This window comes from Arenibacter arenosicollis (genome assembly GCF_014397245.1).
Taxonomy (GTDB): domain Bacteria; phylum Bacteroidota; class Bacteroidia; order Flavobacteriales; family Flavobacteriaceae; genus Arenibacter; species Arenibacter arenosicollis.
This window is the reverse complement of record NZ_JACLHY010000005.1, coordinates 49,609-67,093: the sequence shown is the minus strand read 5'-3', so window position 1 is coordinate 67,093 and position 17,485 is coordinate 49,609. Positions and strand designations below refer to the sequence as shown.

Below are 17,485 nucleotides of genomic sequence, written 5' to 3'. Positions count from 1 at the left end.
ACCAAGTATTGACTTCTAAGTTAACAAATTTTGATTTTGGTATTTGCTTAATCGATAAAGTTCCATTATATCCGTTGAATGGTGCTCTTTTCGATTGGTCAGGAAGTTGCATTGGTCCCACCGCCTTGCCTATTGCTTTTCCAGTGACCTTTGGGTTTTACGGGTAAATCTGTTCAGCAGGATAACCAACTTTCCCTCATCAAAAAGACAGAACATTCACCAAGTGAAAAGAGAACTTATTTTAAAAAGTCCAGCATTTTTGCATTTACTGTTTCCGCTTGATCAATGGATAAAAAATGTCCTGCATTTTGTATTACTTCACCTTTCCCTTTTGGCAGCGTATTGGCAATTTCAACCGTTCTTTTTTCATTGATCATATCATCATCACCAATTAAAACCAAAACGGGCATTTGTAATGATTTTAATTCGTCGTTCGAAAAAGGTTTCATGCTGGTCATAAATTTGTTTTCAGACTCCAATTCCGTACCCAATTTATATTGCTTTATATAGGCATCGCTAATATTGGCAACGTTGCTGGACATGCTTTTCAAGCTTTGCTCAATTTGTTTCTCCTTTGAAGAAAATAAAGTAACAATATTTTTTAATAAATCCGTACTTGGTTTGATCCATGTAAAGGTTTGGGCCGGACTTAATAATAGTAAGCTTTTTATCTTTTTCTGATCGTCCAGTGCTAGGTTAACGGCCAACCAACCACCCCGGGAAGCACCAATTACATGAAAGCTATCCAACTCCAAGGCAAATAAAACTTCCTTATACCAGTCGGTAACTTTCTCTACACTTTCAATATCATTGTACAAATAGGATTTCCCTGCTTCCAAAATAAAGTCGATCGCAAACACCCTATGGTTTTTGGTAAGGGATTCAATATTTGGATACCACATAGTGGAGCTGGCATTCATTCCGTGAAGTAATACCACAGGATCTGCATTTTCAGGCCCACTTACAATAACATGTGCAATTCCGTTGGTGGTAGGAATATATAATTCCTCGTAAGGGACATTCCATAATTTTAAAGTTTCGTCATAAGCTTCAAAATAAGCTGCATTTGAAGCAGATGGGGTTGTAATATATTCTGGTGGATTTTTATATTTATCGTATTTGTCAGTACAACCAACACATAAAACAAAAAAAGCAAGCAATAGAAATAGTCTCATAGAATGCAATATACAATGGATCAATCCCAAAAGTGGTTTGTGAATAGGATAAAGATAGAATAAACTAAGCGGAAGTTCGTGTTATGTTCATTTTTTGCATCGCCCAAAAAACGAACCAAAAAACGCTAGGCTGATTGTTCTTTTCTTGAAATCTACGGACTTTGCACAGCCGCAGCGTCCAGGCCGCTTTCACTAAGGTGAAATGCTCTTTGGACGCCTTCCCTCGCCCGGTGTGAAAACCCCTTGATTTACTACTAAAATAAAAATAGGCCGTTCCCTTGTTCCGTCAACCTATATGATGTCAATAAATAATTGACCATTATTGAATAAAGTTGAATATTGTCCTTGAATTCCGTTGTCAGGTAAATCTTCTTCCATAGTGGAGATGACATGGCCGTACCCTGAGCGGAGTCGAAGGGTTGGACAAGCAAAGAAATTGAAGATTCACAAAAACCAATAAAGAACAATAACAACCAATTGAGTAAAATGAAAGTTGCGGGTTTATGGCAAGGATTTTCCGCAGGAAAATCAGATGAAACAAATTGCTCGGACCACTTTTCCAAAAAGACCCTAAGTACCCTAACAAAACAACTACACATAAATGTGCCGTCAATTACGAATAATGATTAAAATAAAAATGGCCGCCAAAAAGTTTCGGCAGCCATTTTAAAGGTATTTTAAAGCTTGGGGTTCCTAGAAAAGAATGGGAATATTCCCTTGCTTACATTCTTCAATCATTTCTTCGGGCCAGATACTGGTCTGAATCTCTCCAATATGCGCTTTTTTCAGGAAGAACATACATAGACGGGACTGACCTATACCACCTCCAATGGATAAAGGAAGTTCATCATTAAGAAGCATCTTATGCCACATTAATTCTTTTCTATCTTCCTTACCTTCAATCGCCAGTTGCCTATTAAGTGCTTCTTTATCAACGCGAATTCCCATAGATGAAAGCTCCAGGGCATCTTCAAGCATAGGATTCCACAGAAGGATATCTCCATTTAGACCCTTTAGACCATTATCTGTTTCGGTGCTCCAGTCGTCATAATCTGGAGCTCTTCCATCATGCTTTATCCCTTCTGGGAGTAGCCCCCCAATTCCAATAATAAATACGGCACCATACTTTTTAGCAGCTTCTGTTTCCCTTTCCTTGCATGAAAGATTGGGATACTGTTCTGCCAACTCCTCTGTATGAATAAAAGTAATTTCTTCTGGAAGTACAGGTTTTATATGGGAATAACGCTCGTAAACAACATATTCTACCCTTCTAAAAATGCTGTAAATTTTTCTTACAATATATTTTAGGAAATCGATAGTTCTTTCTTCTTTGGAGACCACTCTTTCCCAATCCCACTGATCTACATATATGGAATGTATATTTGAAAAAACTTCATCTGGACGTAATGCGTTCATATCTGTATACACTCCGTAACCAGACTCAATTCCCAACTCGGCCAAAGCAAGCCTTTTCCATTTGGCAAGGGAATGGACAATTTCAGCTTCGGCATCATCCATACTTTTTATTGGAAAGGTAACAGGACGTTCCACCCCACTAAGGTCATCATTAATTCCAGATCCCTTTTTTACGAACAAAGGAGCGGTGATTCTTCTCAATCTCAATTCGGACGACAAACTAAGCTCAAAAAAGTCTTTAATCAACTTAATTGCTTGTTCTGTCTCTTGCATATTTAATTGCGGATGATATCCTTTCGGGATTTGCAATTTGTAATCCATTCGGTTTATATTTAATTAGATGAATAGCGATTTGCCATGTTATAGTTGAAAAATAAAACACAAAAGTGCAATAAATGGAAGGAATATCAAAACAGTGATAAGGGATAAATAAAGATGGTTTATTGACTTTCTTCCGTTAAATCCTAGTGATAACTATTAAATGCCTTAATAAAAGAGACTTGATCATAATATGGTAAGAAACTGGACGTGGTTGTGTTAAAACTACTTAATCAATGCTGGAAATTCAAAACCACGCAGATAGTTCTTTGCTTTATTGCAAGGCTACGAACGCTGTTCGGCCTTTCCATAGCCCATAGGATTACCTACGGTGATCCTATTCCATCAATGTTGCAAATTCAAAACCGCGCAGCTAGCACTTTGAGCTTTTTTTATTTACTCCAAAGCCCGAACAAGTTTGGCTTTTTCACTGCCCCATAGGATTACCTACGGTGATCCTCTTCCATCAATGTTGCAAATTTAAATCCGCGCAGCTAGCACTGCAAGTTTTTTTTATTTACTCCAAAGCTCAAACAAGTTTGGCTTTTTCACTGCCCCATAGGATTACCTGCGGTGATCCTATTCCATCAATGTTGCAAATTCAAAACCGCGCAGCTAGCACTGCGAGTTCTTTGTTTTATTGCAAGGCTACGAACGCTGTTCGGCCTTTCCATAGCCCATAGGATTACCTGCGGTGATCCTATTCCATCAATGTTGCAAATTCAAAACCGCGCAGCTAGCACTGCGAGTTCTTTGTTTTATTGCAAGGCTACGAACGCTGTTCGGCCTTTCCATAGCCCATAGGATTACCTGCGGTGATCCTATTCCATCAATGTTGCAAATTCAAAACCGCGCAGCTAGCACTGCGAGTTCTTTGTTTTATTGCAAGGCTACGAACGCTGTTCGGCCTTTCCATAAAACAAAAAACCACGCCTAATGGCGTGGTTTTGAGAGTGTCGTGATGGCACTAGGATTCGAACCTAGGACCGCCTGCTTAGAAGGCAGGTGCTCTATCCAGCTGAGCTATGCCACCATTCACTAAATAAGATAAATTCCGTCTTTAGCGGCTGCAAATATACAATTATCATTAATTAATGCGCAACTTAAATCGTAAAAAATATTTGAACTTATGTCATGGCCGATTTTCTATTATTTTAAGAAGTATAAATATCAAATAAATTATTTTTCCAGCGTAAAAATAAACTTCGCACCGCTTCCCAATTCAGATTCCACATGTATTGAACCACCCGATTTTTCAACAATTTTCTTTACCGTTGCCAGTCCTATCCCATTTCCAGGGCGACCAAATTTATCCGTAGCAGTTAATTTTTCGAAAATTTTAAATATCTTTTCCTGATACTTAGCTGCTATTCCAGGTCCATTGTCTTCAACATAGAAAAGGTAATGGGTATCCAAGTCCGATACCCCTAGCTCTATTTCAACCCTTTCCTTGTCATTATATTTAATGGCATTGGTGACCAGATTAATAAGAATCTGATGTATGGCCGTTTTATTGACTTTAATATGGGTCAATTCCGATTTTAAAACCAGATTTAAACTGTGATCATAATTAAAGAGTCCTTCTATGTCCGCTCTCAAACGTTCCAAATCAATATTTGATTTTCCCTCACTCAATATGCTCTCAGCCTTGCTATAGTGTAGTAAACCTTCAATTAGACCAATTAGATTGTCGGAGGAACCAATAATCATTTCCAACATTTCCAAACCTTCACTATCCAACGTCTCCTTATATTGATTTTGGAAAAGTTGCGCCAAACTGGAAATATTTATCAAGGGTGATTTAAGGTCATGGGCAGCAACAAGGGCAAACCTTTCCAAGGCCTCATTTTTTTCTTCCAATTCCGTTATCGCCTGCTCCAACAGAATTTTATTCCTTCTTAACTCCAATAAATTCATCACTTGTTTTGAAAGGGCAGTTAAGGATCGTATCTGGCTTTGACTTAATAAATTGGGTTTATGATCTATAACGCACAAGGTACCCAATGGAAGTCCAGCTTCAGTAACCAGCGGCACACCGGCATAGAAAATTACATGGGGATCATCTGTAACTATTGGATTGTCATGAAAGCGTTCATCCATTCTGGCATCCTGAACAATAAATACATCATTTGGCGTATTAATGGCATGTCCACAAAAAGCATACTCTTTAGGTGTTTCTGTTGCATCCAAACCGTGATGGGACTTAAACCACTGCCGCTTATCGTCAATGAGACTAATTAGGGAAATTGGGGTTCCGCATATTTCCGCAGCAATCGTAGTTAGATTGTCATAATCGGATTCTGGTAATGTATCCAAGATAGAATAGGAATCCAATTCCTTTATTCTTTCCTTTTCATTTTGGGGGACTTTGGGTTTTTTCAGGGCTTTATTATTTTAAGTATTGCCAGATTTAATATACCATGCTTTTGGCAATACCGTTTTGAGTATAGTTTATGGTAAAGATATGCGTTTTAAGGTTCGCTTTCAACTGCGCCTTGTCGCTGTTATTGGTCCAGAGAATATCCAATTCGCTCTCAGGAGTTTCATTAATTGTCACGGTACCCATAAATGCCTTTGACGTATTTCTTAACCTTATTATGGAGAGTTGATTTAATACGACATCCCTTTTAAGACCTTGCTCCACATCCTGCATCGTTAAGGTTGTTCTATTTATCTCCTTGTGACCGGCATCACCTCCTTTATCCGCAGCTTCATAGTCATTTTTTCCGGCAAAAATATCCAAGTACCAAACCTGTGGAATCCCGGGCATAAACAATTGGATAGCTCTCGCCAGCAACAATTTTTGTTCGTTTTCTCCCAAGGCACTAAAAAAGGTTGCATTTACCTGATAATAAGAAATCTTTTTCCCTGATGGATCATACAAGTTTTTAACCCTTCCTCCCCTTTCCATGATCGTATTCATGATATCCTCAATTTCCTTATCCAACAACAAACCTCGATTGTAAACACCATTTACCTCCTTGCCCTTTAGATCCAAAACCGGTATCCCGTCATGGCATCCCAACATATTTACCGTTTTATAACCTTTTACTAATATTTCATTGACCCATACCAACAATGCCTTGTTGGTGCCATTTTCCAGGGTGTGAATGGTGAGTCCCGGCAAGAAGAAATCGTAAATGTAATAGCCTTCTGCGGCTACCTCCTCGTGCAGATGAAGTCCGTATTCTGCATGAATCTCCGGTAGCAACATTAAATCGTTCTTTTGGGCCATTTGTTTTATGCGCTTCAAATACTCCCAAGTACCTGGCTTATTAAAAAAGTTGGATTGTCCCACCTCCTTATGCAGATAGGCAAAGGCATCCAACCTTAGAATTTTGCAACCAAAATCTTTTACCTTTTCCAAGGTTTCCTCATAAAAATCCCAAACCAAGGGCGATTTTGCGTTGACATCCATTTGACCCAAATAGGACCGATTTCGATTTACGATTTGCAGGATTTCACTTTTGAATTGGTTGCTGTCGTCAAAATCCAAGTCGTTAAAACCTTCACCTATTTTGATAGCCGCATTGACCTTGTCGCAGATTGATGATACCTGACCACTTAACAAACCCTTTATACCTACTAAATCTTTAGGAGTAATTTTATTATAACCAATTTGCTGATAAAAAGTATTCCAATAGGGCTTTTCCGTACCATCGGGGAAAAACACCTTTAAAATAGGCAATCCGGATTTCCTCATAAATAACTTATTGAGATACTCTTCCTTTGGGATTATAACCCCATTCCCATCCATTTGCCCATTGCCTGTCCAAAACTCGTTCCAATTGATAAAAAAGTCTTTAAATTTTGAGTCGTCGCCATGCTTCAATAAATCCTGGAACTGAGGTGATACAACCGACAAATGGTTTAAAACAATATCAAACTTCAACTTTATATTTAGTCTGTTCAACGCCTTTAAATCTGCTTCGGAAACCAAATCTTTATTTAAGTTATAATCTATAATGGAAAACCCTCTATCCAAATCACTATTAAAGAAAGTAGGCAATACATAAAATAGGGAAAACACATCTTTAAACTCAGGCTTTTCCAACATCTCAATCAGGTCGTGCAGCCTAGTTCCAATACTATCGGGATAGGCATTAAGCATTACACCATTACCAATGTTTTTGCTATTTGCTATATTCTCTTTTGACATATTCTTTTGAGCGTTCTAAACCTTTTTTTGAGTTAATGGTTAAAAATTTATAGAAGTTCTGATAATATATTGATGTTATCTGGCAACCTACCAACATTCTGCAGTTTTAGTGCTGCAAGTTGCAAGGCCACTTCCAAACATTTTTCAACTGGTTTCTCCTTTATATAGGCAAACAGAAACCCAGACCAAAATGCATCGCCGGCACCAGTGGCATCCATTACATTATCCACTTTAATGGCAGGTAATTGAATAACCCCTTTTCCTTTTTGGGATAATTTAACCCCTTTGCTACCTAGGGTTAAACAGACTAAATCTACCCCTTCCGAATGAAAAAAGTTAAATATTTCATCATAGGATAAAGTTTGCTCAAAAAGCCTCTGCATATCATCCTCGCTAATTTTTACCAAGGGATCAAACTTGCAGTAAGCCTTAATTACCCTAAGGGCTACTTCTTGGCTTTCCCATAATTTTTTGGCGTAATTTACGTCTATACTTAATTTACAACCTTGGTTATATGCTTCTTCAGCCTTTTTTAAAATAGTTGTCCGAGCCGGATCCAAACTCAAAGCAAAACAAGTGGTGTGAAATATTGTGGTATTCCCAAGCGTACCTTTGTCGATTTGATTTTTGGAAATACGATAATCGGCAGCACGATATGGAATAAAATCAGGAGTACTTTGTGATCTTGAAACAAAAATTACACTGGTAGGCCTATCGTCAACTGTCTTTATGAAATTGGTATCCACACCTACTTCTTCAAGTCTTTTAAAAATATATTCGCCAAAACCGTCATCCCCTACGGTTGCCACCAAAACCGATTTCAATCCAAGTCGGGCGGAATTCATGGCTACATTGGTAGGCGAACCTCCTAAATATCTATGATAATCTCGAGTTTCATTGATATTCACCCCTGCCTGGTGCCCTATAAAATCGACAAGCACTTCCCCTACACATAGAATATCTATGCTTCTCATATTATCTTTCAAATTATTATTCTTTTAATTAACTCCGTCTTAATCCCATCTCCTTCGTAAAAAAGAATAAGTGGTCAGTTAGGTTTATATGTATGATTGCTAATCAGCTAATTTGTGCCTTGGCATAATCCTTGGAAATAAACATACAAGAAATGGCTCCTAGTATAAAACACACCCCAACAAAAGCCAAGGCATTTCTTGGATCTCCCTTAAACAAGGCCTCATAATAAAACGGTACGGTAGCCATACTTATAAACTGCGGCACCACAATAAACATGTTGAAAATTCCCATATAGACCCCCATTCGCGCCATGGGTACCGAATAAGAAAGTATTACGTAAGGAACAGCCATAATGGAAGCCCATGCCACACCAACCAGAAACATACATAGGTAAAACATGGTGGTCGTGGTCGCAATTTGCATAGAAAGAAAACCAATGGCCCCAATCACCAAGAAAACGGCATGTGTTAATCTATGTCCCAATTTTTTTCCTATCCATGGAATGGCAAAAGAAATTGTAAAACAGGCCACACTAAATATGGCCAAACTAATACCACCATAAAATGCTCCTTTTTCAAAATCTGGATGTGCCGGAGAGGCGGCCCCAAATACGTGCCTTGCAATAGCCAAGGATAGATACTGCCACATTAGAGGCAGGCCATACCATACAAAGAACATAACCCACCATAGTTGTTTCATGGTTTTGGGCATACTTATAATTGCTTCCTTAACCTCAATTAAGACTTTTGCAATAGTTCCTTTTTCCTTCTTTAGTTTTTCAATATCCTCAGGAGGATATTCGTCAGTGGTAAAAATGGTCCACAACACAGTACCCAACATTACCATTGCCCCCAAAACAAAAGAATATTTTATAAAATCCGGGATACCGTTGGAGTTTTCCAACTCAGCAATTGCGCCATAAGCTCCTAGGGTAATAATTCCTAAAAATCCCAACAACCAGGGCATTATGTTTGCCGAAAATTGTCCCAGGCCCACGAAAAAACTTTGAACCGAAAATCCCAATGTTCTTTGTTCTGCTGGCAATTTATCTGCAATAAAAGCCCTAAAGGGTTCCATTGCAATGTTCATTGAGGCATCCAAAATCCATAGTAAGCCAGCGGCCATCCAGAGGGTTGAGGAATATGGCATAAAAATCAGGGCAATACTTGCCAAAATGGCGCCCACCAAAAAATATGGACGACGACGTCCCAATTTGGTCCATGTCTTATCGCTCATGGCGCCAATAATAGGTTGCACTAATAAGCCTGTAAGAGGTCCTGCCAACCACAACCAGGGGATTTGTGCCTCATCTGCTCCTAAATACCTATATATTGGACTCATGTTGGCCTGTTGTAGTCCGAATCCGAATTGTATTCCTAGAAATCCGAAATTCATATTCCAAATTTGCCAAAAACTTAACTTAGGTTTGTTTAGCATACCATATCTATTTGAAGGTTATTCCTGTTATTTAACAAGCTATTGTTACCCATGAATTTAGTCAATTTCGTTCACCCTCGGCAAACAATAATTATTTATAACCTTAAACTTTATTCTTTTTAAAATATGTCGCATTATTTGCGGACTGGTGACGATATGGTACCACCCAGTCTATTATATACAAGGCAAAACCGATATGCCAATTTATTAGGATTTCACCTAATAATTTTATCTAATTGAAAATAAATCTTGGTTAGTAAAAGAGTCGATACAATGTTTCCACAACATCAACTCCTTTTACATAACACTTGAAAAAACAATCAACCAACCTAAAAAAATGTATATTTTGGCGTGGGTTTCCTATCCTAAGGAAGGATATTACCCCACATAATTATTTACTTTTTGAAAATATGTTGCACCCATTAAATCCGGAATATCCATTTCATAACAGAAGCCATTAATTTACTTTGGAATTCCAACTATTTACCAAGATTTGCAAGGTTCATTGCTAAATTTATAATTATTAACGCCATAAATTATTAAACTCGTAAACGAAAACGTTTTCGAAAACCACGAAAACGTTTTCGATTTTGATTTTATTCGTATATTCATTATAGAAAAAATAATTCTACTTAATGAAACCTGTAACCTTAAAAGAAATAGCCGAACAATTAAATATCTCTGTGACCACGGTTTCCAAAGCCCTGAAGGATTATCCTGATATTAGTAAAAAAACCAAGGCTTTGGTGAAAGAGTTGGCTTTAACCTTGAACTATAGGCCCAACGCTTTTGCGGTAAACTTAAGGACCAAAGAGTCCAAGACCGTTGGATTAATAATTCCAGAAATTGTCCACCATTTTTTCTCCAGCGTTATTAAAGGGATTATCGCCCAGGCTGAAAAGAAGGGCTATCTGGTTATCATACTTCAATCCAATGAATCCTATGAAATGGAAAAAAAGCAGATTCAACTCTTATTAAGCCAGCGAGTTGATGGAATCCTAATTTCATTGGCCAATGGCACAGCCGATTACAATCATTTGACCGACGTCATAGCCCAGGACAAACCCTTGGTAATGTTCGATAAGATTGCCAAAATTGTAAAATGCTCCAAGGTCATCATAGATGATAGAAAAGCAGCTTATGCGGCAACACAACATTTAATAGATACTGGTTGCAAACGAATAGCACATTTTAGAGGCGCCCTTTTACCACAAAATTCCATTGATAGGTTTCTTGGTTACAAAAAGGCCCTATTGGATAATAATATGCTGTACGATCCTTCTCTGGTCTATATATGCGAATGTGGAGATAATAGCTTTGAAGAAGGAAAAATGAATGCGCGCCAATTGTTAAAAGATCATAACGATGTTGATGGCATTTTTATTAATACGGATTTAGTTGCTATTGGGGCCATTACGGAATTCAACGAACAAGGTGTAAAAATTCCAGAAGATATTTCCATAGTCGGCTTTAGTAATTGGTTCATGTCATCCGTCATTTCGCCTACCCTAACAACCATTGACCAGCCGGGATACCAAATGGGTAAAGCAGCTTTTAAGCAACTTTACAAGGAAATGCAACAATTGAAAAATAAAGAACCAATAGTTTATGAAAGCATTGTATTAAAAACGGAGTTGGTTAAAAGACAATCTACTAAGGAGATTCTGCTGGGTGAAGTTTGATATTGGTGCTGAATAAATTAAGCTATGTAATTAGGTTTATATTTCTGTAATTAAACTACACGTACAACTGTCACCCTACCTACCCTGTAAATACATTTGAATCATTCCGTAGTGTCAGCCCCCTTAACCCCTGGCCCAAAAGCTTTCCAAATCTTTTTGATGGCTATAACAACCAATAAACACAAAAAACCAATAACGAGACCGGCAATAAATTCACCCAAAATAGCCGGTATGCCAATAAGCCAATGATGTAGCCATTCAAGGTTATGCACAAAAATGCCCCCAGCTACCAATACCAATGCAATGGTACCAATTACCGATAAACTTTTTATTACCCACGGCAGCGCCCCTACTAAAAATCTGCCAATAGAATCGGATATACTGTGCTGCTTACCATTGAGTTCAATAAGCTTTAGTCCAAAGTCGTCCATCCTAACGATGAGCGCCACTATTCCGTAAACCCCTGCCGTTGCCACCAGGGCTATAATGGAAACTACCATTACCTGGGTCCAAATAGGTTGTTGAACCACCGTTCCAAGGGCAATGATGACTATTTCAATGGAGAGAATAAAATCGGTTAGAATGGCCGACTTAATTTTTTCCTTTTCCAAAAGCAGGATTTCTTTTTTGGTTAAATAGGTTTTTACTTTCTCTGCTTTTGAATGTTTGTGGGGTACTAAAAATTCATAAATCTTCTCTGCCCCTTCATACGCAAGATAAAGTCCGCCCAATAGCAAGATTACGGTGACCGCCACCGGCAAAAAGGCACTGAGCAGAAAAGCAATGGGAAGAATGATCAACTTGTTCAGTATAGACCCTTTTGTAATGGCCCACAATACTGGAATTTCACGTGAGGATACAAAACCAGAAGCCTTTTCGGCATTTACCGCCAGATCATCCCCCAAAATGCCGGCCGTTTTCTTACCTGCAATTTTAGTCATTGCCCCTACGTCATCCATTAAACTGGCAATATCGTCCAGTAAAGCAAAAAATCCTGATGCCATATAATTACACTTCCTTTATTAATTTATATTGTTTTTTCTTCTATTATTTTCTTCACTCCCAGGCTACCGCTCCATGTCCGCAAATATATTTTATAATTCCTTTATTTACTTACTACTTACAATAATAGGTCCTTTTCCTAAAAAACAAAGGCTTAAAAAATTCCAATATTGCCCCAATACAACTTTAGCCACTAACCCAACCTCACAATTATGGACCAATATATTTGTACTAATTCCCTTTAACCGTATATTTTATTTAATAAGTTAGTATAAGTATCGTAAAAGCGCATTTCCTATTCCACTAATGATGATCTTTGGTGTAAGAACTATGAAAATAACCAAGTCAAAATATCGATTTTTAAGAGGGGCCGCCAAAGTTGTTTTGGTGCTTGCACTGCTATTTATCGTTCTAGTACTTTTCGTTAGAAGCCCTTGGGGACAAAATATAATTGTTTCCAAAGTCACTTCTTATGTTGCCAATAAGACCAACACCAAAGTAGAAATAGACCGACTTTTTATTACTTTTTCCGGGAATGCCTTTATGGAAGGCCTGTATCTGGAGGACCAAAAAGGTGATACCTTGTTGTTTTCAAAATCCTTGGAAGCCAATATACCTCTTTCTCCCTTGCTGTTCGGCAACGAACTAAACCTTAAGTCCGTGGAATGGGATGGTCTAAGGGCACATATAGACAGGAACGGTGATTCTGGCAAATTCAATTTCGATTTTTTATTGGAAGCCTTGGCCACCAATGATACAACTCCCCCACCCCCGCAAGTAGAACCTATGAAAATTAATGTTGGATCGCTTAATTTTTCCAACTTTAAAATCGATTACAATGATGCGTACTCGGGCGTAGAAGCGGGGCTTATTTTGGGGCAATTATATTTAAATTCCAATACTGTAGACTTGGAGACCATGCTCTTCAACCTGGAGGATCTTGAGCTTTCGGATACGAACATCACTTATAAACAGACCAAGCCTTTTGTTCCTGAAGATAACACACAAACGCCTCTGCCTTTTTTAGTAGTCAATAATCTAAAACTAAAAAATGTGCGAGCCAATTATAATTCCATTCCAGATGGTGTGCTGGCTAAAGCATCCATAGGCGATTTTGTTTTGGAGCTTTCCAAGGCCGATTTAAGCAAGAAAGAATTGGAAATTGGGTTGCTATCCCTTAAAGATTCGGACATTTCCTTAAATTTTCAGAAAGAGGAACTTACCCCTAAGGACATTACCGGTAATACTGCAGAAAATGTTGAATTATCCTGGCCAGAACTTTTTATAGTGGCAGATAACATCGTCCTCAATAATAATTCTGTCCATTACCGTTCTGCTAATAATGCAACAACAGAAGGTCAGTTCAATCCCAACGATATTTTCCTTTCAAAACTTAATTTAGAAGCCAACGACCTCAACTACCAACCTAAAAATGGTAGCTTGAAGTTAGATCAATTATCATTTGTTGACAAAAGTGGCTTTCAGTTACAAAATCTAGTTCTCGCTGCCAAACTGGACGATAGCTCCGCAACGCTAACGGGATTGCAATTAAACACCAATTCCAGTTGGGTAACGGCCAACATGAAAGCGAATTATCAATCCTTAAACCAATTGATCCATTCCCCTGGGAAAACCAAAATGGACCTACAAATGTCCGGGCTACATATTGCATTGCAAGATGCCCTATTTTTTCAACCTAATTTAAGCGAGAACGAATATTTTTCTGCCGCCCAGCAGCATCCATTTACAGGAAAATTAGAGGCCACAGGGATCCTTGATGATATTGCCATTCAAAATTTATTATTTAACTGGGGCAACAGTTCATTGATGGCTGAAGGTACGCTATCCAACCTTATGGAAACGGATTCACTAACCTTTGATTTCCCAACCTTAAATGTAACTACTATCCGGGGCGATCTACAACAATTTGTTGCGGAAAAGGATTTGAACATTGATATTCCACAAACCATTTTGGTCCAGGCAAAAACCCAAGGGAATCTAAAAAATATCTCCGGGGAAGCCTTCTTGAAAATACCGGAAGGCACGGCCAAACTTAATGGTAACTATTCCAGCATAGGCCAAATCAACTTCGATGGAAATCTCCAAGTGGATAGCCTGAAATTAGGAAAGCTGTTAAGAAATGAGCAGTTGGGACTTTTGACCTTTAAGATCAAGGCCTCTGGTAGCGGCAATAGTCTTAATACCCTAAATGCTATTTTTGAATCCGATTTTACTCAATTGGAACTTAAAAAGTATGACTTTTCTAATCTTGAGTTAAAAGGAAAAATCCAAAATGGGAAAGGTGATATTGACATGAAGTTTAAGGACAAGAACCTAAATTTCCAATCGAACACAGCTTTGATCTTGGATTCCATCTCCTCAAAAATTAAGCTAAATCTAAATGTTATTGGCGCCGATCTTCTAGCACTCGGTATCACTAAGGCGAACATCAAGGCCGGACTAGATTTGGAAGCCGATTTTGACGGGAACATGAATAACTATGGACTGAATGTCCAGATAAACAATGGTGTAGCAGTTTATGATGGTCAGCAGTACCAAATGGGCCATATGCAAATAAAATCCAAAATAGATACCCTTAGCACCGAAGTTAATATCAAGAGCGATTTTCTGAACGGCGGATTAAAATCGAACACCTCACCTACGGGAATCAATACCGCATTGACCAAACAATTCAAAAGTTACTTTGACGATACTTTAATAGAACCATCCCCGTCTGATTCCGTAAAGCTTGAAATGGACCTGAATATACATCCCAATGCCCTTATAACCGAAGTATTCCTTAGGGATTTGGAGCAAATGGATTCCATTATCGTTAGGGCCAATTTTGATGCGGCCACCAAAAATATTAATGCCAGATTAAAAGTTCCCTCAGCTAAGTATAAGGGAATTACGCTGGATAGTATGAACCTCTCGGCAATTGGCGATTCCACCAACCTAAATTTCACAGCTGGTATTATTAACCTCATTGCGGATCCAGTGCATATTAAAAGGACATATTTAGAGGGCACCCTTAAAAACAAGGAATTATTATTGGATTTCAGTTCATGGGACGAAAAAGAAAAAGTAGTGTTTATTGCTTCAAAAATGATTCTGGCCAGAGATACCACCTTGCTCCAAATTAATCCTGAAGGACTCTTATTCAACAAGAAGGAATGGCTTATACCCCAAGATAACCAGATAACTTTTGCCCCGGACCACCTTGGTTTTAAGAATGTTAATTTGACCAGAAATTCCCAGCAACTTAGCTTGAGCAATTCGGCTTCCGATTCTGGGGAAGAACATCTCGCCATAAACTTCGACCAATTTAGGTTACAAACTTTTCTAAGTCTATTCAACCCAGATTCCCCCTTGGCCTCTGGCTTGGTAAACGGAAATCTGATTATTGAAAATCCATACGGGGCAACAGGAATTGTAGCCGATTATAAAATTAGCGATCTGGAGATAATGCAACACCCCTTAGGTAATTTGTCCTTAAAGGCCACTTCCAAAACAAGTGATACCTATGATTTTAATCTAGCCCTAAAAGGCGGTGGGGCGGACATAGATTTAAAAGGGGACTATGCTGCTGCAGAAACAGGGGCCAAACTGAACCTTGATCTGGACCTAAATAGAATTGACCTTAAGGTTATTGAGGATTTTTCCTTTGGGACCTTGAAAGATACACACGGTTACCTTTCCGGAAAAATAGATGTTTCGGGTACCACCACATCCCCGGTTTATACAGGAACCATCAACTTTAATGAAACCGATTTTAATGTCGCCAGCTTGAATTCTGTCTTTAAGATATCGGATGAAACATTAAAGATTGATACGGACGGAGTGTATTTGGATAATTTTCAGATTACCGATGCCAATGGCAGCATTTTTAAATTGGATGGTTCTATTGGCACCAAGGAATTGTTGAATCCAAAATTAGACCTTAGCGTTAATGCCAAACAATTTCAGTTCCTGAACTCTACAGAGAAAGACAACGAATTATTCTATGGGAAAGCTAGTTTTGATGTGGACCTTACAGTAAAGGGCCATTTGAAACTGCCCATAATAGACGGAAATCTCCGTGTGCGGGAAGGTACCGACGTAACTTACGTTGTCCCGGAATCTCAGTTGGATGTTGAAGAACGTGAAGGGGTGGTCATTTTTGTGAACCGTGAAAATCCCAATGCCATACTTACTAGAAATGATAATGAAGAAACAGCAGCCTTCTTCAGGGGCTTGGATGTCAAAGCCATTTTGGAGATAGCCGATGATTCCAATTTTAATATCATTATAGATAAACGTACCGGTGATAACCTTCGCGTTTCCGGGGATGCCTCCCTTAATCTTAATGTTGAGCCAAACGGAAGGATGCAGCTCACCGGGCGATACGAACTTAACTCCGGGCATTACGAAACCAATCTGTACAACCTAGTTAAACGAAGATTCCTGATAAATCCTAACAGCACCATAACCTGGCAGGGAGAACCTACCAATGCCAAGTTGGATGTTACGGCAACTTATACTGTAGAAACTTCTGCGGCCCCTCTAATGTCCTCCGTGATTTCCAGTGAGGACAATAGCCTAACCGGCAAATACAGACAAGTCCTACCATTTTTGGTTTATCTTAATGTAGATGGGGAACTGTTGGAACCAAAATTGTCCTTTGGCTTGGATATGCCAGAAGACGAACAGGGATCCTTGGGTGGCGCAGTCTATGGAAGGGTACAACAATTGAACCAACAAGAGGCTGAGCTTAACAAACAGGTATTTTCCCTGTTGGCACTTAATCGTTTTTATCCCGATTCCGGAAGTGACGGAAGCATTGGCGGTACCGCGGCCATTGCAAGGGACAATGTAAACAAAGTATTGTCTGGGGAACTGAACGCATTTTCCGACAGGGTTTTTGGGCAATCCGGGTTCGAGGTAGATTTTGATTTGGACAGTTTTACCGATTACCAGGGCGAAAGTCCGCAAGACCGGACCCAACTCAACATCAATGCCAAGAAAAAATTGTTCAACGACCGTTTGATCGTAACTGCAGGAAGTGCCGTTGATGTTGAAGGCAGTGCACAGCCGGGGCAAGAAGAAACCCCAATAATCGGTAATGTAAGCCTAGAATACCTGCTTACCAAAGATGGTCGTTATAGACTAAGGGGCTTTAGAAAGAACGAATACGAAAACATCATAGATGGACAATTGATCGTAACTGGCGTAGCCCTGATCTTCAACAGGGAATTTAATAGATTTAGTCAATTGTTCAATCCTTTAAAAGAAGTCAAAACAGCTGAAGAAAAAGACAAAGAAATTCAAAAAAAAGAATAACA

Annotated in this window: 9 protein-coding genes and 1 tRNA gene; 2 read left to right on the top strand and 8 right to left on the bottom strand. The window is 38.8% G+C overall.

Annotated elements, in window-relative coordinates:
- Window positions 1-236: 236 nt before the first annotated feature.
- From H4O18_RS07170 to H4O18_RS07140, 7 genes are all read right to left on the bottom strand, one after another.
- Window positions 237-1,175 carry an alpha/beta fold hydrolase gene (locus H4O18_RS07170; RefSeq protein ID WP_187582891.1) on the bottom strand — a complete coding sequence of 313 codons (939 nt, stop codon included), beginning with the start codon at window positions 1,173-1,175 and terminating at the stop codon, window positions 237-239.
- 693 nt (window positions 1,176-1,868) lie between these two features.
- Window positions 1,869-2,912 carry an aspartate--ammonia ligase gene (asnA, locus tag H4O18_RS07165; RefSeq protein ID WP_187582889.1) on the bottom strand — a complete coding sequence of 348 codons (1,044 nt, stop codon included), beginning with the start codon at window positions 2,910-2,912 and terminating at the stop codon, window positions 1,869-1,871.
- A gap of 956 nt (window positions 2,913-3,868) precedes the next feature.
- Window positions 3,869-3,942, bottom strand: a tRNA-Arg gene (locus H4O18_RS07160).
- Between the two features lie 146 nt (window positions 3,943-4,088).
- Window positions 4,089-5,243, bottom strand: coding sequence for a sensor histidine kinase (locus H4O18_RS07155; protein WP_246474080.1), 1,155 nt, complete (start codon window positions 5,241-5,243; stop codon window positions 4,089-4,091).
- A 76-nt stretch (window positions 5,244-5,319) separates the two neighbouring features.
- A complete protein-coding gene (locus H4O18_RS07150; RefSeq protein WP_187582887.1) occupies window positions 5,320-7,068 on the bottom strand; it encodes an alpha-amylase family protein in 1,749 nt (582 codons plus the stop codon).
- Window positions 7,069-7,115: 47 nt separating this feature from the next.
- Window positions 7,116-8,042 (bottom strand): carbohydrate kinase family protein, encoded by a 927-nt coding sequence (locus H4O18_RS07145; protein ID WP_187583131.1) that lies wholly within the window; start codon window positions 8,040-8,042, stop codon window positions 7,116-7,118.
- A 103-nt stretch (window positions 8,043-8,145) separates the two neighbouring features.
- Window positions 8,146-9,438 (bottom strand): MFS transporter, encoded by a 1,293-nt coding sequence (locus H4O18_RS07140; protein ID WP_222942360.1) that lies wholly within the window; start codon window positions 9,436-9,438, stop codon window positions 8,146-8,148.
- 677 nt (window positions 9,439-10,115) lie between these two features.
- Here H4O18_RS07140 and H4O18_RS07135 point away from each other — a divergent pair.
- Window positions 10,116-11,162 (top strand): LacI family DNA-binding transcriptional regulator, encoded by a 1,047-nt coding sequence (locus tag H4O18_RS07135; RefSeq protein WP_187582883.1) that lies wholly within the window; start codon window positions 10,116-10,118, stop codon window positions 11,160-11,162.
- A gap of 101 nt (window positions 11,163-11,263) precedes the next feature.
- Here the strand turns inward: H4O18_RS07135 and H4O18_RS07130 are convergent, their stop codons facing one another.
- Window positions 11,264-12,166, bottom strand: a complete 903-nt coding sequence (locus tag H4O18_RS07130) for a DUF808 domain-containing protein (RefSeq protein WP_187582881.1) — start codon at window positions 12,164-12,166, stop codon at window positions 11,264-11,266.
- A 328-nt stretch (window positions 12,167-12,494) separates the two neighbouring features.
- Between H4O18_RS07130 and H4O18_RS07125 the strand changes: the two genes are divergently transcribed.
- Window positions 12,495-17,483 (top strand): translocation/assembly module TamB domain-containing protein, encoded by a 4,989-nt coding sequence (locus H4O18_RS07125; RefSeq protein ID WP_187582879.1) that lies wholly within the window; start codon window positions 12,495-12,497, stop codon window positions 17,481-17,483.
- The last annotated feature ends 2 nt before the right edge of the window (window positions 17,484-17,485 follow it).

Coding starts and splice junctions, on each gene's coding strand:
- asnA (WP_187582889.1), bottom strand. CDS start 2,912: ATGGATTACAAATTGCAAATCCCGAAAGGATATCATCCGCAATTAAAT.
- H4O18_RS07125 (WP_187582879.1), top strand. CDS start 12,495: ATGAAAATAACCAAGTCAAAATATCGATTTTTAAGAGGGGCCGCCAAA.
- H4O18_RS07140 (WP_222942360.1), bottom strand. CDS start 9,438: ATGAATTTCGGATTTCTAGGAATACAATTCGGATTCGGACTACAACAG.
- H4O18_RS07135 (WP_187582883.1), top strand. CDS start 10,116: ATGAAACCTGTAACCTTAAAAGAAATAGCCGAACAATTAAATATCTCT.
- H4O18_RS07130 (WP_187582881.1), bottom strand. CDS start 12,166: ATGGCATCAGGATTTTTTGCTTTACTGGACGATATTGCCAGTTTAATG.
- H4O18_RS07170 (WP_187582891.1), bottom strand. CDS start 1,175: ATGAGACTATTTCTATTGCTTGCTTTTTTTGTTTTATGTGTTGGTTGT.
- H4O18_RS07145 (WP_187583131.1), bottom strand. CDS start 8,042: ATGAGAAGCATAGATATTCTATGTGTAGGGGAAGTGCTTGTCGATTTT.
- H4O18_RS07150 (WP_187582887.1), bottom strand. CDS start 7,068: ATGTCAAAAGAGAATATAGCAAATAGCAAAAACATTGGTAATGGTGTA.